18 protein-coding genes are annotated in these 19,275 nt (G+C 71.0%); 17 read left to right on the top strand and 1 reads right to left on the bottom strand.

Annotated features, from left to right (window positions below; genetic code table 11):
• The first annotated feature begins 14 nt into the window (after positions 1 to 14).
• Genes ACZ7OO_RS18090 through ACZ7OO_RS18075 form a run of 4 tightly spaced genes read left to right on the top strand, consistent with a single transcriptional unit; the run spans position 15 to position 4,790 of the window.
• Positions 15 to 212: a hypothetical protein gene (locus ACZ7OO_RS18090; RefSeq protein WP_471505737.1), complete on the top strand. Its 198-nt coding sequence runs from the start codon at positions 15 to 17 to the stop codon at positions 210 to 212.
• Positions 205 to 690 carry a hypothetical protein gene (locus ACZ7OO_RS18085; RefSeq protein WP_471505736.1) on the top strand — a complete coding sequence of 162 codons (486 nt, stop codon included), beginning with the start codon at positions 205 to 207 and terminating at the stop codon, positions 688 to 690. Before ACZ7OO_RS18090 ends, ACZ7OO_RS18085 begins: the two co-directional genes overlap by 8 nt.
• Complete coding sequence (locus ACZ7OO_RS18080; protein ID WP_471505735.1) at positions 683 to 4,552, top strand: phage minor head protein; 3,870 nt, start codon at positions 683 to 685, stop codon at positions 4,550 to 4,552. The genes ACZ7OO_RS18085 and ACZ7OO_RS18080 overlap by 8 nt, the downstream gene beginning before the upstream one ends.
• Position 4,553: 1 nt before the next feature.
• Positions 4,554 to 4,790, top strand: a complete 237-nt coding sequence (locus ACZ7OO_RS18075) for a hypothetical protein (RefSeq protein ID WP_471505734.1) — start codon at positions 4,554 to 4,556, stop codon at positions 4,788 to 4,790.
• A 52-nt stretch (positions 4,791 to 4,842) separates the two neighbouring features.
• On the opposite strand, the gene ACZ7OO_RS18070 is transcribed toward ACZ7OO_RS18075, so the two are convergent.
• On the bottom strand, positions 4,843 to 5,013 hold the full coding sequence (locus ACZ7OO_RS18070) for a hypothetical protein (protein WP_471505733.1): 171 nt from the start codon (positions 5,011 to 5,013) through the stop codon (positions 4,843 to 4,845).
• Between the two features lie 602 nt (positions 5,014 to 5,615).
• On the opposite strand from ACZ7OO_RS18070, the gene ACZ7OO_RS18065 reads away from it, so the two are divergent.
• The 13 genes from ACZ7OO_RS18065 to ACZ7OO_RS18005 all read left to right on the top strand — a co-directional run bounded on the left by ACZ7OO_RS18065 (position 5,616) and on the right by ACZ7OO_RS18005 (position 19,233).
• The gene (locus tag ACZ7OO_RS18065) at positions 5,616 to 7,247 is read left to right on the top strand and encodes a major capsid protein (protein WP_471505732.1); all 1,632 of its coding nucleotides are present in this window, start codon (positions 5,616 to 5,618) and stop codon (positions 7,245 to 7,247) included.
• An 86-nt stretch (positions 7,248 to 7,333) separates the two neighbouring features.
• Complete coding sequence (locus tag ACZ7OO_RS18060; protein ID WP_471505731.1) at positions 7,334 to 8,161, top strand: cupin; 828 nt, start codon at positions 7,334 to 7,336, stop codon at positions 8,159 to 8,161.
• On the top strand, positions 8,158 to 8,694 hold the full coding sequence (locus ACZ7OO_RS18055; RefSeq protein ID WP_471505730.1) for a hypothetical protein: 537 nt from the start codon (positions 8,158 to 8,160) through the stop codon (positions 8,692 to 8,694). The genes ACZ7OO_RS18060 and ACZ7OO_RS18055 overlap by 4 nt, the downstream gene beginning before the upstream one ends.
• Positions 8,695 to 11,274, top strand: coding sequence for a hypothetical protein (locus tag ACZ7OO_RS18050; protein WP_471505729.1), 2,580 nt, complete (start codon positions 8,695 to 8,697; stop codon positions 11,272 to 11,274).
• Entirely contained in the window at positions 11,271 to 14,990 is a 3,720-nt protein-coding gene (locus tag ACZ7OO_RS18045) for a hypothetical protein (RefSeq protein ID WP_471505728.1), read from the top strand. Before ACZ7OO_RS18050 ends, ACZ7OO_RS18045 begins: the two co-directional genes overlap by 4 nt.
• On the top strand, positions 14,990 to 15,244 hold the full coding sequence (locus tag ACZ7OO_RS18040) for a hypothetical protein (protein ID WP_471505727.1): 255 nt from the start codon (positions 14,990 to 14,992) through the stop codon (positions 15,242 to 15,244). The genes ACZ7OO_RS18045 and ACZ7OO_RS18040 overlap by 1 nt, the downstream gene beginning before the upstream one ends.
• Before the next feature lie 251 nt (positions 15,245 to 15,495).
• The gene (locus ACZ7OO_RS18035; RefSeq protein WP_471505726.1) at positions 15,496 to 15,888 is read left to right on the top strand and encodes a hypothetical protein; all 393 of its coding nucleotides are present in this window, start codon (positions 15,496 to 15,498) and stop codon (positions 15,886 to 15,888) included.
• Positions 15,889 to 15,901: 13 nt separating this feature from the next.
• The gene (locus ACZ7OO_RS18030) at positions 15,902 to 16,543 is read left to right on the top strand and encodes a hypothetical protein (protein ID WP_471505725.1); all 642 of its coding nucleotides are present in this window, start codon (positions 15,902 to 15,904) and stop codon (positions 16,541 to 16,543) included.
• Positions 16,540 to 17,010 carry a hypothetical protein gene (locus tag ACZ7OO_RS18025; RefSeq protein WP_471505724.1) on the top strand — a complete coding sequence of 157 codons (471 nt, stop codon included), beginning with the start codon at positions 16,540 to 16,542 and terminating at the stop codon, positions 17,008 to 17,010. Before ACZ7OO_RS18030 ends, ACZ7OO_RS18025 begins: the two co-directional genes overlap by 4 nt.
• 27 nt (positions 17,011 to 17,037) lie before the next feature.
• On the top strand, positions 17,038 to 17,520 hold the full coding sequence (locus ACZ7OO_RS18020) for a hypothetical protein (protein WP_471505723.1): 483 nt from the start codon (positions 17,038 to 17,040) through the stop codon (positions 17,518 to 17,520).
• A 2-nt stretch (positions 17,521 to 17,522) separates the two neighbouring features.
• The gene (locus ACZ7OO_RS18015) at positions 17,523 to 18,464 is read left to right on the top strand and encodes a hypothetical protein (RefSeq protein ID WP_471505722.1); all 942 of its coding nucleotides are present in this window, start codon (positions 17,523 to 17,525) and stop codon (positions 18,462 to 18,464) included.
• A complete protein-coding gene (locus ACZ7OO_RS18010; protein ID WP_471505721.1) occupies positions 18,464 to 18,931 on the top strand; it encodes a hypothetical protein in 468 nt (155 codons plus the stop codon). Before ACZ7OO_RS18015 ends, ACZ7OO_RS18010 begins: the two co-directional genes overlap by 1 nt.
• Positions 18,928 to 19,233, top strand: a complete 306-nt coding sequence (locus ACZ7OO_RS18005; RefSeq protein WP_471505720.1) for a hypothetical protein — start codon at positions 18,928 to 18,930, stop codon at positions 19,231 to 19,233. The genes ACZ7OO_RS18010 and ACZ7OO_RS18005 overlap by 4 nt, the downstream gene beginning before the upstream one ends.
• The last annotated feature ends 42 nt before the right edge of the window (positions 19,234 to 19,275 follow it).

Below are 19,275 nucleotides of genomic sequence, written 5' to 3'. Positions count from 1 at the left end.
CAGGGAGACCCGCCATGCCGCAACCAGCACCGCTCACCGTCGCCATCGACCCCGGCACGCCACGCGAGGACTGGTGCCCCGTCTGCAAGGCCTACACCCGGCTCGTCGGCCAGGTCGTGGTCCTCACTGCTGACGGTGTCTCCACGGTCGGCGACTGGGCGTGGTGCGAAATCTGTTCCGACCCGGACGACCGAGAGGTGAGCCGTGGCTGACCCCCAGTACCAGGCGCCCCTCGGGCACTCGGTGGCCTCCCACCGCGTGCACGGCTGGTGCTCCCACTGCCCGGACCGTTACCCGGTCGAGGAAATGGCGGCCTGGCGCCACCACGAGAACGACCGCTACGAGGTGGCGAAGCACGTTGTCACGCCCGCCCCGGAGACAGACGTCACCGTGGCCCACGAGCGGCTGTGCCCCGAGTGCGGCCGGGAAGCCCTCATGGTCGTCACCGCACGGGTCCGTGACGACGACGGCCCCAAGCCGGCCGGTGGCTGGGCGGTCTGCCTGCACTGCGACGCCCTGCCGCATCCGCGCTGGGAGCACGTGGGCCTGATCGCCGCCGTCGAGCGGCTGCGCGCCTTGCACACGGATGACTTCGGCGGCTGCGCCCACTGCACCCGCGACGAGTTCGTGCCGTACCCGTGCCCGACCATCACCGCCCTGGACGAGTTCAAGGAGTCCGACCGTGGCTGACCTGCATGCGCTCCTCGACCAGGCGGAGGAGGACGTCGCCCAGGAGGTGAGCGCCGTCCTCACCGAGGTGGCCGACGAGTTCGCCCAGCAGCTCGCCGACGCCACCGAGCTGGTCGCGGCCCGCTTCTCCGTCTCCCGGATCGCCCGCATGTTCACCGACCGGATGCCGCGCATCGTGCGCCGCCTCCTGCGGGTCTCCGAGACCGCCGCGCAGCAGGCCGCCGACGACTCGGGCGGCGAACTGCCCCCGGAGTGGAACGACCTGCCCGGCCGGTACGACGACGGCCGCGGCCTGCCCCCGCCCATGTCGAGCTACGTCACGACGACCGAGCACCTGATGCGGGCCGTCGGTGAGCGGCTCGCCGAGGCCGCCCGCCAGGAGCTGGCCGCCGGGGTCGACGCCGGCGACAGCATCGAGCAGCTGCGGGCCCGGCTTCGGGAGCGGTTCGCCCGCGAGGGGGCGCAGCTCGGCGACGCACGCGAGGAGCGCATCGCCCGCACCGAGGCAGGCCGGGCCTGGAACACGGCCACGCTGGAAGCAGCACGGGCAGTCACCGGCACGGACGCCCCGATCGTGAAGCAGTGGATCAGCCAGCGCGACGACCGCGTACGGCACGACCACAAGGAAGCCAACGGGCAGATCCGGCTCCTCGGCGAACACTTCACCGTCGGCGGCATCCCGATGGACGCCCCACACGACCCGACAGCCCCCGCCGACCAGGTCGTCAACTGCCGCTGCGTCCTTGCAGTCCACCCCGAAAGGCGGGCATCCGCCTTCGATCGTGACCAGGTCCCGCCGACCGGCGTCTTCGATCTGAAGGCCGTGGGCCGGATCGTGCAGGACGCGGTGCGCCGCGCACTGTCCACGACCCGCGCCGACTACCAGCTCGTACCTGCCAGCACCCCCGAGGCCGTCACCGCGGCGGGCGGGCACACCGGCGCGATGATCGCGCTCGTCCCGTCCGACGAGGACCTGGGCCGCCTCGCCGTCGACGGCGGCGAACCGGCCGACGAGCTGCACCTGACGATGTGGTTCCTCGGCAAGGCCGACGCCTTCCCCGCCCACCAGCGCGCCAGCCTCATCGACCTGCTCCGCCAGGAGCTACAAGACCGCGGGCTCGGGCCCGTGCCCGGCCGGATCTTCGGCGTGAACCGGTGGAACGGCAACGGCGACGAACCGTGCTGGGTGTGGGCCGTCAGCGACGACACCGGCGACGACCGGCTCGAGGCCAGCCCGTACCTGCACGAGCTGCGCAACGTGGCCAGGTACGCCATCCGCCAGAGCGAGCTGGACGACGAGCAGGTGCCCGACCAGCACTCCCCATGGGTTGCCCATGTCACCGCCACGTACGGCGACGGCGACCTCGCCGAGCTCGAAGACCGCCTCGGCCCCGTCCGCTTCGATCGCGTCCGCGTCGCCTTCGCCGGCGAGTACACGGACATCCCCCTCGGCCCCCAGCAGGAGGAAACCACCATGCCCGCAACCGCTCGGGCCGACGTCGTGGCCGAGCCGATCACGACGCGCGCGTGGTCGACGCCCGGCGATACGGCCATCGCGTTCGAGAACGAGCAGACCGGCGACGGCCGCGTGTTCACGCCCGGATCGCTGTACTGGGACCGCGACCCCAAGCCGCTGCAGTACGCCGAAGAGATGGGCATGGGCCACGACGGCGCCGAACTGTGCGGCGCCATCAACACGGTCATGCGCGACGGCAACCGGATCACCGCCAGCGGTGTGCTCTACCTGAACCGGCACACCGGGCAGGACGCGGTGATGCTGCTGGAGCAGGAAGCACCGCTCGGCGTGAGCGTCGACCTGGACGACGTCGACGTGGAGTTCGTGGACAAGACGCTCGACCCGGAAGACGCCGACTGGCTGTTCGCGTCCGCGCACCTCGCCGAGGCGAGCGTGATGCGCATGGAGGACGGCTCGATCATGCTGTCCGGCGCCACCCGCCCCGAGTGGACCGCCTCGACCGGCGGGCACATCGCCCGCAACCGGTTCGATCTGCAGGTCATCACCGGCCCCGGCGGCGTTGTTAACGCGGCCACGATCCGTACCGCGTTCGCCCGCTCCGGTGCGCTCACCGCGGCGGCCGGCGACCCGGACAACCTGGACGAGGGCCTGGTCGTCCACTCGGAGAAGTCCGGCGACTTCCTGATCCGCATCACCAAGGCGCGGCTGCGCGGCGCCACCCTCGTGGCGATGCCCGCCTACAACCGGGCCCGGATCGTCCTCGACCCCGCCGAACAGGCCGCGTCGGCGGCCCCGGCGGTCGTCCTCACCGCGGCCTCCGAGACGCACGAGCGGGTCGTCACCTACGTGTGCACGTCGCCCGTGGCGGTCGGTGCCCGGGAGGTCGCCAACGCCCTCGACATCAGCATGCAGTCGGCGCGCGGGCACCTCGGGCGCGCGGCGAAGAACGGCCGGATCGTCCGGCTCGCGCCCGGCCAGTACGTCGGCGCCTCCGACCTGCCCGAAGGCGAGGTAAGCGCGGCTGTCTCGGGCAGCACCGACCTGCCGGTCCACGAGGACCGCGAGGCGAAGTGGGACGGCGACAAGGCGCGCAGCCGCGTGCTGGACTGGGCCACCGACGACCAGGGCAACGTCGACCCGGACAAGCTCGGGTCCGCGTTCCTGTACCGCGACCCGGACGCCGACCCGGCCACCGCCGACGCGTACAAGCTGGGTTACGCCGACGTCTTCGACAACGGTGGCAGCCCGCGCCTGGAGATCGTCGCCAACGGTGTGTTCGCCGCCGCGGCGGTCCTGCAGGGCAGCATGGGCGGCGCCGACATCCCCGAGGACGAGATGCCGGATCTGCGCTCCCGCGCCGACGACCTGTACGCGGCGCTCGCCAAGGCCTACGAGGACGACTCGATCCGGCCTCCGTGGGCGGACGAGACCGCATCGCTCGGCTTGCCCCCGGAGATCGAGGCGTCCGCGTGGCACGCCCTGCAGCAGATGCCGCCCATGCCCGCCGCATGGTTCCAGGAGCCGACCGTCGAGGAGCTGCCCGACGGCTCCGGAGGCGTCCACTACAAGGACGGCCGCGTGTTCGGGTTCGTCGCCACCATGGACGAGCCGCACGCCGGCTACCCCGGCAAGAACCTGACCCTGCGCAAGCTGTCCGCCCACGGCCTGGACCTCACGCACTTCCTGCGCGCCAAGCGGCAACTGGACGACGGCACCACCGTGCGAGTCGGCGCGATGACGATGAACGTCGGCCACCACCGCGACGGCGCCGAATGCGAGACCGCGTCCTGCCAGTTCGATGACACAAGGACCGTCGGAGGGATCATCACCGTCGGCCTCAGCTCGCGCGGCCTGTGGTTCTCCGGCGCGGCAGCCCCGTGGCTGTCCGAGTGGGACCGGTCGGTGTTCGCGGCGTGCCAGCCCAGCTACCACCTGAAGCAGGGCCGAGACGGCAAGTGGCAGCTGCGGGCCGTCCTCACGGTGCCGGTGCCCGGTCACTCCTCGCCGCTCCTCGCCGCGATGCACGCCGTCGCCGAACGAGCCGAACTGGCCCTCGCCGCGTCGGCCGCCGGCCTCTTGCCCGCCCAGGACACCGTGTCCGGACAAGATCAGGACACCGCCCGGACAGCATCCGAGCCCGGCCCGGACACGGCCGTTGACCAGCCGGGACAGCGTACGGACAGCGTGTCCGGACAGCCGCCGGTCCCCGCTGCTGACGAGCTGGCCGCAGCCCTGCTGACCGACTCGTTCGTAGACCGGCTCCTCGACGCCATGACCCAGCGCGAGGCCGCCCGCCGCGCCGAGATCGAAGCCCTGCAGGCCTCCCTCGCCATCACTCCCGAAGAGATCACCGCAAGCGCCGCGACACCGAAGGAGAACAGCTGACATGGGATGCAACTGCGGCAAGAACCGCCAGGCCCGCCAGAACGGCGACACCACGAACCTGCCGAAGCCCGAGACGTTCGAGGCCGTCATCCCCGGCGACAAGGTGGTCTTCAAGCACTCCAACGTGGAGACGGTGAAGGCCATCGCCAACCGGTACGTGGACGCGAAGGTCCGTGAGCAGTCCAGCGGGCGCATCATCCACGAGTCCACGAAGAAGTCCGCCGCCGCCGGTCAGTAGCGAGAGGGGTCCTGGGGCGGTGTTGCTGCCCCAGGACCTCACCGCTGCCCTGCTACTTGTCGAGGCTGACTGCGCCGCTCTCGTCCGGGCCCGATCCAGGGTTCCGGCGGAGCACGAGAGCGACAACGGCCGTCGTGGCGCTGCTCACGGTGGACACGGCGGTCGCCTGGTCCGGGGTAACAGTGCCGGTCAGGACGCTGACGCCGAGGCCGAGACCGGCCACGGAGGCACCTCCAGCGAAGAGGAGATTCCGCTTCCGGGGCGTGAGCCTCGTCTCGTACGTCTTGCGCTCAGCGCGTCCACCACTACGGTTGAACACGGGTACCGACCTTTCAGGTCATCTACAGACACCCGGCGGCCCCCTGTTCCAGCAGGGGGCCGCAGTCATGACAGGGCACGACTGCGGCCAAAGGCCCGTGGGGGAACCCCGGTTGGGGTGCCGCAACAATTGGCGCACCCCTCACAGCGCAGAATCAAGGAAGGTGAAGTGGACCACAACTGTTCACGCGTGCCCCCGAAACCCCGTCCGACCAGGGGCCTCTGACGGTTCGCCGAGCCACCCCATGGCCTCCAACGTGCAGCGATATCCGGCGGGCGCACCTACACCATCTTGAGTTCGTTGTACAAGCCCGGTATTTTCCCGACCTGTACAAATGTGACGCAGGTCATGTGATCCAGGCGCCTGAGGGGGTACCGCACGCCCCCTTGCAGAGTTCTCCGCGCTGAACAGGTCCCGCCTCAATATGCGTGGTGAGGCTAAGATTCCGCTAGACGACCGCTGGTTTTGGGCCGGGTCTCCAAGATCGATCATTGGAGATCCGTCCCATGGAAGAGTTCTCCCTTCCCGAGGACATCACCGCCCTCACTGACGAGGAACTGGACAACCTTCTCGACGGAGCCGTCAAGGCCTTCGACGCCAAGGCGGGCAGTAGCACCGTCACCACCGACGACCTGGCCAAGCTCCGTGAGCTGGCCACCGCGGTCGAGAACATCCGCACCGAGAAGGCCGAGCGCATCGCCGCGGCCGAGCAGGCCGCCGCCGAGATCGAGCAGCTGGCCGCAGCGGTGCGCGGCGACGACCCGGAGGAGCCCACGGCCTCCGCCGACGAGCCGGGGGAGCCGGCCGAGCCCGAGCCGGTCGCCGAGCCCGAGCCCGAGAAGCCGGTCACCGCCTCCGGGGCGGTCGCCAAGGCCCGGGCCCTGGACCTGTCCCGCGTCCGTGTCCACCAGCCGCGCGTACTGCCTCCGGACCCGAACCCGCGCCCCGAGATCACCGCGTCCGTCGACGTGCCCGGCTACCAGCCCGGCCAGCCCCTCGACATGGAGGGCGTCACCGAGGGCATCATCCGCCGCGCCAACGCGCTCAAGACGGCCGGCGGCGGCGTCGGCCTGTGCGCCTCGTACCGGCTGCCGTTCGACAACAACCTCATCATCAACGACAGCTCGTCGGGCACCGAGGGCACCCGCGCGGTCCTGCTGGCCGCCGACCAGTCCCGCCTGCCGCAGGGCAACATCGTCGCCTCGGGCGGCTGGTGTGCGCCGTCGGAGACGGTGTACGAGCTGACCGACATCGCGTGCCCCGAGATGCTGTGGGACGCCCCCGAGATCCAGCTCGCCCGAGGCGGCCTGCGGTTCTTCAAGATCCCGTCGCTGGACGTCGGTTCGATGACGTTCGTCCACACCGAGGCCGACGACATCAGCGGCGCGGTGAAGCCCTGCTTCAAGATCCCCTGCCCGGAGCCGGACGAGATCCGCTGTGACGCGGTCGGCGTCTGCCTGGAGGCGGGCATCCTGACGCAGCGGCACTTCCCGGAGCTGGTCGCCTGGTACCAGCGCAACACGATGGTCGCCCACGAGCTGCGCGTCCGTCAGGTCCTCTTCGACCAGGCTGTGGCCGCGTCCACGCCGGTCACCATCGCCAAGACGTTCGGCGCGTTCTCCGCGATCTTCGCGGCGGTCGCCCTGCAGGCCGCCGACATGGTGGAGCGGCACTCCCTGTGTGAGTCGATCTCGATCGAGGTCGTCTTCCCGTGGTGGTCGAAGGCCATGTTCCTCGCCGACATCGCCCGCCGTAACGGCGTCGCCTGCGACGAGATCGACGAGTCCTGCATCGTCAACGCGTTCGCCACCCTGGGTGTCCGCGTTCAGTGGGCGCGTGGCCTGTCCCCGAACGTGCCGACCCAGATCGGCGGCCCGACCCCGGCCACCGACTGGCCGGACAGCATCCCGTTCCTGATCCACCCGGCGGGCACGTTCCAGATCGGCCGCGGCGGCGAGATCTCGCTGGGCGTGATCCACGACAGCACGAAGTTCCAGACCAACGACTACACCGCGGCCTTCTCCGAGGAGTGCGTGGCGCTCATCGCCCGCGGCCCCGAGTCCCGCGTCGTGACCGTCCCGGTCTGCCCGGACGGCCGCACCGGCGAGCAGCTCGGCATCGCCTGCCCGATCGCCTGACCAACCACCCACCCCAGCGCCGAGACCCGCCCCCGGCGGGCTCGGCGCGCACAGTATGAGGAGGTGGGCAGGTGCCACCCGCCGGCATGCGACGCCGCGTCGAGGCCATCCCGGGCCGCCCGTTGCCGTACGGGATCCTCGGCGGCTGTACCGAGGTCATCGACGTCACCGACGAGCACGAGCTGCTCGGTGTGGAGTGGATGGCACTCGGCTGCTCCCCAGTCCGTGACACCGACTGGTGCCCGCCCGACGAGTCGTTGGGCGACGAGAGCCCCGGAAGCCCGCCCACACAGAAGGAGTTCTTCCCGCCGATCCATGAAGAGGCCGACCCGGTCACGATCTACGCCGGGGTGAAGTGCTCCACGATCGGCTGGTCGTACCAGGAGGCCGTCGACCACGTCCGGGCGTCGCTGGAGCTGGGAGAGCAGCAGGCCGTCGAGTCGGCGTTCATGCGGTACACCCTCGGCCCACGCGCCATCGACCTGACCCCGTCGCAGGGGCCGGTGTCGATCGCGCAAGGCGTGGCCGCGCTGGAGGGCTGCCTCGCCGAGAACTACGGCGGCATCGGCACCCTGCACGTGCCCACCGGTGCCGCCGCCCTGCTGGGCTGCTGCAACATCGCCTACGTCAACGGCAACTCGCTGTCCACGCTCGCCGGGAACTGCGTCGTGGTCGGCTCCGGGTACAGCGCCGCCAACTCGGGCCCGGACGGTATGCCGGCCCCGCCCGGCACGGCATGGCTGTACATCTCCGGGCCGGTCGTCGTACGGCGCGGCCCGATCGACGTCATCCCCGACAACGCGGGCGCCTCCATCGACCGACGCGTCAACGACCGCCGGGTGCTCGCCGAGCGCACCTACGTGCCCGCAACCACCTGCACCGTGTGCGCGGTGCTCGTCACCACCTGCCCGTGAGGACCGCCATGCCACCCGAGCTGATCCGTGTCCAGCCTGCCGCCGCGCTGCGCCGCGAGTTCGCCGCCTGGGCGGTCGCCCAGCGTCCGAAGGTGCGCACCGCCTCGCACACCGAGTTCGCCGTACCCGCCAAGCAGTTCATCCACATGCCCGAGCACCTGCTGATCGGTTCGATCGTGGACGGCCACCGCTACGTAAGCCCCGACGAGGACGCCCAGGCTCAGGAGCCGGCCGACAGCGGCGGCGCCGAACTCCTCGGTGTCGGCCTGCCGGAGAGGGAGGGGATCCCCGGCGAGCCGCTGCACGAGGTGCCCGCCGAGGCGTACCCGGCCGACGCGCAGCCGATCCCGGCGCCGGACGCCGGGGCCCTCGAGGGCGCCCAGCCGGGCGAGGACAGCGACTCAAGCGACCAGGGCGACGGCAACGACGACCAGGGCGACGGCGGCGAGTTCACCTGCGACGTCTGCAGCCGCCCCTTCAAGTCCGAGCGCGGCCGGGACACCCACCGCCGCCAGGCACACCCGGAGGCGTAAGTGCCGGTCGAGCCGATCCCCTGCGCGCCCGGCGAGGGAGGCACGCCGGGCACCTGTGCCTGCGCGCCGTCGATCGCCTCCGCGCCGCTGTGCCGCGCCGACGGCACGACCGTTCTCCTCGTCATCCGTTCCGAATGCGCCGACTGCGGCAGTCCGGCCTCCGACCCGGCCGTGGTCGGCTGGATTGACCCAGCGAGCGGCGCGTACACGCCCGGCCCGGCCCCGGCCGACGCCGGGCCGTGCACGCTCGGCTGCAGCTGCTCGCCGTCGATCACGACGGCCACGCTGTGCCGGGCGGACGGGACGCCGATCCTGGTCGTGGTCCGCAACGACTGCGCCGACTGCGACACCCCGGCGCCAGACCCGTCGGTCATCGGCTGGATCGACCCGACAACTGGCATGTACACGTCGGGTGCGGTTCCGGCGGACGCCGGCCCCTGCACCACCAGCTGCGTCGACACCGTATGCCGCCAGCTCTGCGACGACACCGACGGCGACGGCCAAGCCGACGCCACCTACAGCGAACTGTGGTGCATCCGCGAGGACGGCACCGCCACCCTCGTCCTCACCTACCAGGACGACCCGTCGCAGCCCTACACGCCCACCAGCCCGGTGGACTGCACGTACGGCTGCCCCGAGACGGAAACGGTGACCCTGTGCGACGCAAGCGGCCCGTTCCTGCGCCGGTTCACCTGGCTCAATGGAGTCGGCACCTACGAGGACGTCGCCCTCGACGGGCAGACCCCGCACGTCGTCAACGGCACCGTCGGGGTGTGCACCGGCGGCAGTGGTAGCCCCACCACGCCGTGCGCCGAGCAGACCACCCCGGCCGCCACGCTCGGCCTGTGCCTCGCCGACGGCACACCGATCGCCGTCGTGGTCACCCGCGACTGCGACGGCACGATCACCCGGGACGGCTGGATCAACCTCACGACCGGCACCTACGCGGCCGGCGACCCGCCCGCCGGAACCACAGCCTGCGGCGACACCCGCTCCATCCAGGTGTCCGGCACCTTCTGCGACGTCGACCCGGCCACCGGCGACGTCCTCGGCCTGGTCCTGGTCGAGTACGCCTACGCCGCCGACGGCTCGATCGCCTCCGTCCGCCTGGTCGACGCCACCACCGGCACCACCTACACCCCGCAAGGCGAGGTGACGACCTGCCCGGCCGGAGTCGCCCAGCCCGAACACGACCTGGTGCAGCTCTGCGACATCGCAGCCAACGGTACTTCCACCCCGTTCGTGCGGGACTTCACCCGCGACGAGAACGGCACGATCACCGGACACAGCGACTACCGCCTCGACGGCACCCCGTACACCCCGGCCGGCACCGTCGGCGCGTGCGTCCCCCCAGCCGAGCCATGCCGCAACTCCAGCTCGCTCCTGCTGTGCGACCTGCCCGCCGACGGCAGCCCCGCCCCGACCATCACCGACACCCCCGGCGCGCCGTACTACCCCTACACCACGGGCGTGGCCACGGCCGGGGCTCAAACCCTGTGGGACGGTGGCACGCTGACCTTGCCGGACGCGGCGGGTCCGCAGCCAGGCACAGGAGGGACCGTACGCACCGCCGCGGCGATCCTCCAGGCTCCGCGGCCGGTCTGCGACGCCGGTACCGCGCACGTGACGGTCCACGTCGACGTCGCCCAGCTCGGCCCTGACGCAGGATGCCGCGTCACCGGCTTCCTCGGCCTCTACAACGGCCCCGGTGACGCGAACCGGGTGGCCCTCGCGCTCGCCCCGCCCAATACGCCTGTCGGGTGGAGCGGAACGCTCACCGCTGAGGCCGACGTCCCGGCCGCCGACCTCGCCGCCGGGAACATCGCCGTGCTGGTGGCGTTCGACGCCTACGACGACAGCGGCGCCGCCTGCCCGCCGCCGCGCCATACCAGGTGGCAGCTGTCCCAGTTCGGCGCCACGGTGGTCTACGACCAGACCGGATGCGCGCCGCAGTTCCTCCGCAACGTCACCACCGACTGTGAGACCGGCACCGTCACCTCCGTCACCGACACGACGCTGGACGGGCAGCCGTACACGGTCACCGGGCAGGCCGCCCAGTGCACGGCAACCGGAGGCGGCTCCTGCTGCCCCGAGCAGCCCTGCCCGGCGCAGAACGTCCTCGAGGCCTGCCGGTGCGACGACACCGACGGGGACGGCGTGCCGGACGTCGGCTACGTCGAACTCCTCGCCGTCGACTGCACCGGCGCCCTGACGAGCCTGGGCACCTACGGCGAAGACCTCGCCGCTCCGTACACGCCGGTCTCTCCGGTCGACTGCAGCACGCTGGACGACAGCGAAGGCGCTCCGCCCGCATTCGGTGTCCAGGCCCACCGCGTCGAGCTGACGGGCAGCGGCACCTGGACGGCCGACGCCTGGCCAACCCTCCAGTCCGTCACCGCCGTCGCCCACGGCGGCACCGGACGCATCACGACCACTGACGGCCCTTCGACCCTGCACCAGGGCGAGGCCGCCACCTGGAGCATCGCCCGCGACGAGGACGCGGCCCTGGTGGGCCCGCTCACCATCACCGCCGACACCGGCACCGTCACTGTCACGTGGACCCGAGGAGTAACGCTGTGAGTGGATGCTGCGGGCAGGGGCCCGTCATCGTCAGCGGAGCGGCGGCCACGCCCCGCGTGGACGTGGAGACCGTCTTGCTGTGCGACGTCCTCGCGGACGGCACGGTCGCCGGCGTCGCCCTGGTCGAGCCGGTCTACGACACGAGCAGCGGCGCACGGGTCGGCACGCGCACGGTCGACCCCACGACGGGCGCCGCCTACACGGTCCAGGGCACGCTGATGGACTGCGCTGCCGCAGGTGAAGACTGCGACCAGTTCATCGGGACGCTCTGCTACCAGGAGCCGACCACCCAGGACCCGGGCCTGACGCTGCACAAGTTCAACGACGCCGACCCGAACCATCCCGGCTGCCTGGTCGGGCTCGACGCCACGGACGGCGACCTCCCGTTCATCCAGTACACCGACCCGATCACCGCGTGGGAAGGCACCTACGAGTCGAACACGGGCACGGCGTCGAACGTCGAAGTATCCGCGCCCGAGCTCGGCGGATTCATCGACTGGAGCACGTTCAGCCCGCCGATCCCCTCAGTCCCCAACGCGGGCATCCCCGCCCCGTACACGGGCACCGCCGTTTTCAACGGCATCACGGTCACGCTGGAGGTCTTCACCGAGCAGGCACTCACCACCGGCACCCAGTACCTGCGGATGGGCGGCTCCCTGCACTTCAAGCTGTCGTTCTCGTCGCCGGTGACGATGAAGTTCGGCACCCAGGGCTTCGCTGACCCGGCCGCGGGCAACGACGAACGCTTCTGCGGCGTGACCGCGACCGGTGTCGTCACCGGGGCTGGTGAGATCCGGACGGCGTATGGGCTCCGCAACTGCAAGACCGGCGAGATGACATGGCGTGACCAGGTCAGCGGCGACGCAGTAGACCTCACACAGGCAGTGGTCGTTCCGTGCCCGCAGCCACAGCGGGACTGCGCCTCACCGACCGAGCCGACCGCCACGGTGGGCCTGTGCCTGGCGGACGGGACACCGATCGCGGTCACCGTGGTCCGCGACTGCGCGGGCGCCGTCACGTCCGAGGGCTGGCTCAACCTCACTACGGGCGCCTACAGCGCTGGCGCGCCCCCGGCCGGGACAGTCGCGTGCGGTGACAGCCGCTCGATTCAGGTCAGCGGGACGTTCTGCGACGTGGACGCCGCCGGCGACGTCCTCGGCCTGGTGCTCATCGAGTACACCTACGACGACGCCGGCGCGATCTCGTCGGTGCGCCTGGTCGACGCCACCACGGGCGGCACCTACACCCCGACCGGCACCATCACCACTTGCCCGGCCGGCGTCGAGCAGCCCGAGCAGGACATCGTCCAGCTCTGCGACGTCGCCGCCGACGGCACCACCACCGCGTTCATCCGGGACTACCGGCGCGACGAGGCTGGCGCCATCGTCGGTCACAGCGACTACACGCTCGACGGTGCCGCCTACACGCCGACCGGCACCGTGGGCCAGTGCGCGCCGGACGTGCCGGTTGACGTCGAGACGTACCCGCTGTGCGTGCTGAGCGCCACCGGCGCCGTCCTGCAGCGGGTACGGCGAGAGGTGGTGTACGACGCGGCCGGCACCGCCGTGAGTTCCCGTCTGGTGGACGCCGTCACCGGGACCGCGGTGTCCGTCCCGGCCGGGGCGAGCGTGGGCGTGTGCCCGAGTTGCCGGGACTGCGAGACGCTGCTCCTGTGCGATGACGGCGCCGACGACCCGGCCACCCTCACCGGCCTGGTCTCGGCTGGCACCCTGTCCAACGGCGTCGCCTGGACGGCGAAGGGCCCCGGCGCGTTCCCGGCGAAGGTGAGCAACGCGGACGGCGCCTGGTGGGGTCAGGGCACCTTCCCCAACCCCATCCTCGACAACACCACATGGACGTTTGACCGGCCGGTGGAGGTGGAGTTCAGCGTCGTCCTCCACTACTTCAACTTCACCGACGGCTCCCGGAACGCCGCTCAGCTTCCGGTCGGCGCGGTGCCGGTCTCCCTGCCGGCCGGGTACAGCTACAACGCGGCCACTGGCGTCCTCACGGGCGACAGCACCCTGACCGACTGTGCCGCCCTCACCGACCCCCATCAGGCGACGTCGGCGCGGTTCAGGCTCCCGAACCCGGTCACCACGTTCAGCCTCCAGTACCTCGGCGCGCGCGCCGCCGCTTGCGGCGTGTTCGACATGTGGCGGTTCGGCTCGATCACCGTCACCCCGGCCGGTCAGTTCCTCCGCACCATCTGCCGCTCCTGCGACGGCACGGTCACCAGCACCACGGACACCCGCCTGGACGGCGTCACCCCGTACACGCCGCTGGGCGCCGTCGGCCAGTGCACGCCCCCGGCCGAGGACCCCGAGCACCGGTATGACGTCGAGCCGCTGATCCTGTGTGACACGGCCCCAGACGGCACCGTGCGGCAGTTCCTCCGCCACTACGTCTACGACGACCTCACCGGCGCACAGAGCACCCACCGGGACACCGCCCTCGACGGCAGCACCCCGTACACGGTGAGCACGGGCGGAACGGTCGGCAAGTGCGGCGACTGCTGCCAGCCGGTCCAGGTCTGCATCCAGCAGGACCCCACCCAGAGCGTCGAGTTCATCTCGAATGAGGGTCACCGCAACGACAACTCGGTGGACCCGGTATGGAAGTGGACTCCGGACCTCAGCGTGGCCATTCCGCCCTGGTACGACATGTACGAGTACCAGTACTCGGCGGCCTGGTCGGTCACCGACTCCGACAGCGCACGCCCGGCCTGGTGGGTTTCCCCGCACCCGAACGGCACCTCGGCGCAGTCGAGCCCGGCGAAGCCGAACGAGGGCCCGTCGCTCCTCAACACCCACTGGTTCCCGCGCGCGTACTTCGACCTGCCGGACAACGCCGACCCAGCGACCATCCAGATCCAGGCCACGGTGTTCAACGCCGACCAGATCGGCAGGGCGTTCCGGCTGAACAACGGTGCCTGGCAGAGCCTGCCGGCGACGGCCACGCACAACGGGACCACGTACACCTTCGGCCCCGCCACCATCCCAGGCGCGCAGGCCGGCCGGAACTTCCTCTACCTCGACGTCGAGGAAACCGTGGGCGGCGGATCCGGCCTGATGGTGCACCTGAAGGTGTTCTACGAGGTCATCCCCGAGACTCGCTCGTGGACGCGGATGGTCTGCTGCGACAACTCGGTCTACTACCTGGACGAGGACGGGAAGCGCCAGGACGCCGTCCCGGACGGGTGGCATGTGGCGCCATGCGGCGGAGAGGCAGGAAGCAGCACCTCGTGCGCCAAGCAGGTGGTGGAGCGATGCGGCTGCGACGACACCGACGGCGACGGCATCGGTGACGTCCAGTACACCGAGCTGTGGGCCGTCGACCCCTGCGACGGTGCTGCCCCGACCCTGCTGGGCACCTACCTGGACGGCGACCTCACCAAGCCGTACACGCCGACCGCGCCCGTGGACTGCACCGCTGCCGAGGCGCTACCCGGGTCCCTGAGCACCGGCGTACGGGCCGTGACCGGCACCGCGGCGCAGAACATCGCCGGCACCTTTCCGGGCGTCCAGAGCGTCAGCCTCACCGTCCTCGCTGGCGCGGTCAACGTCACCATGTCGGACGGCGCGGCGGTGCCGATCCCGGCCGGGGTCACGATGACGTGGTCCGTCGCCCAGGACAGCGACACCGCCCTCGCCGTGGCCTCCTTCGCCGGGGCGACGTCAGCGGCGAGCTACCTCCTGAACTGGACGTACCGCTGATGGCCGCCCCCCTTCCCCAGACCGCCGACCAGGAGGCGCTGATGAGCGACGACACGACCGAGACCACGCCCGGCCCGGCGGCCGGTCCGCGCTACTTCACGAAGGAAGGCGAGGGCGTCCAGGTCGTCTACAACCTGAAGGACCCGGCACCGTACTTCGAGCTGGGCTACGAGGAGGTCGACGAAGCGGCCTACCTCGCGACCCTGCCGGACGTCCTTGCTTCGCCGCTCCCCACCGCCCCGGAAGGTGACTGATGGCCGGTAGCTGCTGCGGGTCCGTTCGTGTCCTGCCACGGCTGGACCCGGCGCCATGTAACGCCCTCGAACAGACAGCGTCAGGGCTGCTGGTGCCGCGCACCGCACTGACCGGCATCGCTCCCGGAACAGCAGTCGGCACGGAGCGCTCAGTCGACGTAGACGTGACCGCACCTGTGGCAGGGGCTTGCCCGGAGACATGGACGGTCGGCGCTCGGCTCACGCCCGTCTCCGGGCAGACGTCAGGGGCCGTGGCCCTTGACGCCGCCCCTGCCAACACGTGGGTGCCCGTCACCGGGGCGCAACTGGTGCTGCCGGAGGCCGGTGTCTACGAGGTGGTCGCCGACGTGCAGGGGTCCATCGGGTGGGCGGCCGGTGTCGGCAACGCGATCATCGACGCCCGAGTCTTCGACGTCACCGCTGGCGCCCAGGTCCCGCTGACTGCACGGCGAATCATCCTGTTCACCGATCAGACCGCCACGGGCACCACGGGCATCCAGGCCAACGCCTCGGCGGCAGCGCTGTACCAGGTGACCAGCCCGGCAACGATCCGCGTTGACGGGTCCTGGCGTACCGACGTCGGAACCACCTTTCAGAAGGTCGTCTGGGTCACGAATTTCCGGTTCAAAAAGATCTCGGACTGAGGGGGATCAGACCATGGCAGGCGGTTGCGGGCGCACGTACCGGGTCGACCCACGGCTGGACCCGGCGGCGTGCAACGCCCTGAAGGAGACGGCGGCCGGGCTGCTGGTGCCCGAGGTGCTGGTCGAGGTGGACCCGGGGCTGACGGTCACGCCTCCGGCCGCGGGCGACTGCCCGCAGGTGTGGCGGATCGGGGTGGACGCGGCATGGGTGCAGACGCCCGCACTCAACTTCCTGCACACGATCACCGGGGCAGTCCGGGCGTGGGAGGCCGTGCCCGAGGTGCCACTGCTGACCATCCCGCGTGCCGGCCTGTGGGAGGTCAACTACCAGGTGCGCGGCGTCGCGCTGCTCCCAGCACCGGGCGCAGCGAACATCGACACGGGCGTCGTCGCCGGCATGTACAAGAACGGGGCCGTCGTCCCTGGAACGGAAGCGATGGTGATCTACCACAGCGAACTCGCGGGCGACCAGGGCAAGCAGATCCAGGCGACGGCCTCGCGGCAGTTCATGCACCCCTTCGCCGCCGGGGACACGGTGGGCCTCGGCGCCTTCCGCCTGGGGGCGTCCGGCACCGCCTCGGTAGTCAGCAACGGCGACGGCCGCACGTACATCTCGGCCCACTGGGTCGCCCCGGAAGGAGATACCCCCGCATGACCGGAACCGCCGCCAGTCTCGACACCGGCGGTAGCGGCTTCGCCGTACTACCGGCAGGCGTTGACCTCGGGTCGGCCGCCTCTGGGGCATGGGTCAATCTCGGGCTGTCCCTCGCGCTGCCCACAGCGGGCACGTACCACCTGGACGCGGTGGTCCGGGGCAACTTGGGCAACATGTCCGCAGGTGAGAACGCGGTCGTCCTCGCCCGACTGTGGGATGTCACCGCGGGCGCCCTGGTCCCCAACAGTGAGGCCATCGTCGTACAGATCGCCGAGTACGCGCCGGGTGCAGCGACGGCCCTGCAGTGGAACAGCTCCACCGCGATCAGCGTCGAGTACAAGCCCACGTCGCCGAGGACAGTCCGGCTGGAAGCGGCCCGGGTCGACATCGCGGGCACCACCGAGGTGGCCGGGATCGGTTCCGACACTCTCCAGCGCACCACCCTGCGATACGCGCGCGTCGCGTAACCCCTCACCCCTCTCGGAGGTCTCCTCATGTCCGGTACCAGCGGCAGCGTTTCGGCGGCGGCAGCGGCCGATGCCGAGTACGAGATCCTGTGCGACGTCCAGGCCGACGGCACGAGCACGCCGTTCCTGCGGCACTACACGACCAGCGGCACCGGCGCCCCGTCCGTGTCTGACACCACGCTGGACGGCACCACGCCGTACGCGCCGACCGGCAGCGTCGTACGGTGCGGCACCAGCCCGAACCCGCAGATCGACTCGACGGTGCAGCGGCAGACCGGCGCAGGCACGGTCAACATCGCGGCCGGGGCCCGCTCGGTCACCGTCGTCGTCTACGCCGGGTCGCCGACCGTGGCGCTCAGCGGCGGCACGGCGGTTCCGATCGCGGCGGGCAGCTCTCTGACCTGGTCGGTGGACCAGGGCGGCAAGAACGGCGAGAAGCTGCAGGACTCCTTCGCGTTCACCGGCGTCGCCGGCTCGGACTTCGTGGTCCTGAGCACCCGGGAGCTGTAGGCGTGAGCGGAACCAACTCCGGGGTCTCCCTGGACTGTCCGACCACCCTGGCGAACGAGTGCTGGAAGATCCCCGGCTACCGGTACGTGACCTACGACAACAGCGCGGCCACCCCGTGCGGCGTCTCGAAGATCAACGGCACGGATGCCGGGATCTGCGGGCGCCCGAACGTCCGCGTCACGTCGTGGATCATCAACGGACGAAACGTGATCGCCGACCCGTTCACGGACGGCTGGGACAACTGCGGTGTCCCGTTCCTGTCCGACCTGGCCGCCACCCTCAACACGTGGGACCCGTTCGCCGGCGGGTGGACCGTCGCCGTCTCCGACTCGTGCGCCTACTTCATCCGCTCGCGGGCGCTGCCCCCCACTGGCACGAAGTACGGCGTGCTGACGGCCGTGGACATCGACAGCGGCGAGACGCTGACGTTCACGCCCGTCGACACTGTGGTGGCCGACCAGTTCTTCCGCCGGATCACAGAAGTCGACTGCTCGGGGACCTCATCCGTGCGGTGGGTGAACGACGCGGGCACCGCCGTGGCCGCCCCGGACCCCGCGCAGATCGTGGAGTGCTTGGTGCAGACCGCCCCGGGAGCCCGACCGACCCCGACTCAGCGGGTACGGCCGCGCATCCAGCGGTACACCGGCACCCAGAGCTCCATCGCCTTCGACAGCTACGGCGCCGACCCCCAGTCCGTCACCCTCACCGTCCTCGCCGGTGCCGTCCGCGTCCAGGCCGCAGGCTCCGGAGCGACGAGCACCAACGGCGGCCCGACCACGTACGCCGACGACGTCACCGTGCCCGCCGGGATCACCCTCACCTGGGCCGTGGACGGCGACACCACCGACCTCGCCCTGGACGGTGCCCTGCAGTTCACGGGGACGGCAGCGGGCGCGGACTTCCTCGTCCACTGGACCGAGCACATCTACACGGACTCCGACTGATGGCGACCTCCAGCAGTATCCGAATCCAAGAGGACGGCTTCGCCGTCCTCCCCGCGAACGTCGACCTCAACGCGTCCGCGTCGGGGACGTTCGTTGCCACCGGACTGGTCCTCACGCTGCCGAGCGCCGGCGCCTACCATCTCGACGCAACCGTTCGCGCATACCTCGGCACCATGACGACCGGCGAGGCCGCGTACATCGTCGCCCGCCTGTACGACGTCACCGCCAGGGCAGTCGTCCCCAATAGCGAGGTTCTCGCGCATCAGCTCGCCGTCGGGGCTGGCACTTCGGCGACGCTCCTGACCTGGAACCGCACAGCGTCCGTTCAGGTTCGGTACACGATCCCGGGCACGCGCACGATCCGGCTGGAAGCCGCCCGGTTCACTCAGACCGGCATCACCGACAGCGCATCGGTGGTCTCGGATGGCAACGGGCGTACGACGCTTCGGTACGAGCGGGTCGCATGAGCACGCGAGGCGCCTACGCGCAGCCCACGCCGCACGTCGAGCGCGCGACCGCCGTCACCGACTCCAACGGCGTGGCCACCTTCAACTGGCCAGCCGGTGCCTTCGCGGCGGCCCCAGTCGTCACCCTGTCCCTGGAAGCGGGTGCCGGGTTCCGGTCCTCCCGCATCTCGGCGAACACCGCGACTCAGACACAGGTCACAGTGCTCGCCTCGGCCGGGGTGACGGTCCTCGGCATCGGCGTCCTCGCCGCCGGCACCCCGGCCCCCGGGGTCACCGTCCACGCGCACGCCGTCGCCCCGTAGCGGGCCCGTCTGCGCCATAGACTCGATACGACGCCGCTGGTT

It is taken from the genome of Streptomyces sp. NPDC111744 (assembly GCF_055634995.1).
Note: the sequence above shows the minus strand (reverse complement) of the source record. Positions and strands in the feature narration are given on the sequence as shown.

What these genes read in the sequence shown, in the direction of transcription:
- ACZ7OO_RS18060 (WP_471505731.1), top strand. Translation starts at nt 7,334, where the DNA reads ATGCGACGCCGCGTCGAGGCCATCCCGGGCCGCCCGTTGCCGTACGGG.
- ACZ7OO_RS18065 (WP_471505732.1), top strand. Translation starts at nt 5,616, where the DNA reads ATGGAAGAGTTCTCCCTTCCCGAGGACATCACCGCCCTCACTGACGAG.
- ACZ7OO_RS18005 (WP_471505720.1), top strand. Translation starts at nt 18,928, where the DNA reads ATGAGCACGCGAGGCGCCTACGCGCAGCCCACGCCGCACGTCGAGCGC.
- ACZ7OO_RS18090 (WP_471505737.1), top strand. Translation starts at nt 15, where the DNA reads ATGCCGCAACCAGCACCGCTCACCGTCGCCATCGACCCCGGCACGCCA.
- ACZ7OO_RS18040 (WP_471505727.1), top strand. Translation starts at nt 14,990, where the DNA reads ATGGCCGCCCCCCTTCCCCAGACCGCCGACCAGGAGGCGCTGATGAGC.
- ACZ7OO_RS18020 (WP_471505723.1), top strand. Translation starts at nt 17,038, where the DNA reads ATGTCCGGTACCAGCGGCAGCGTTTCGGCGGCGGCAGCGGCCGATGCC.
- ACZ7OO_RS18030 (WP_471505725.1), top strand. Translation starts at nt 15,902, where the DNA reads ATGGCAGGCGGTTGCGGGCGCACGTACCGGGTCGACCCACGGCTGGAC.
- ACZ7OO_RS18025 (WP_471505724.1), top strand. Translation starts at nt 16,540, where the DNA reads ATGACCGGAACCGCCGCCAGTCTCGACACCGGCGGTAGCGGCTTCGCC.
- ACZ7OO_RS18075 (WP_471505734.1), top strand. Translation starts at nt 4,554, where the DNA reads ATGGGATGCAACTGCGGCAAGAACCGCCAGGCCCGCCAGAACGGCGAC.
- ACZ7OO_RS18010 (WP_471505721.1), top strand. Translation starts at nt 18,464, where the DNA reads ATGGCGACCTCCAGCAGTATCCGAATCCAAGAGGACGGCTTCGCCGTC.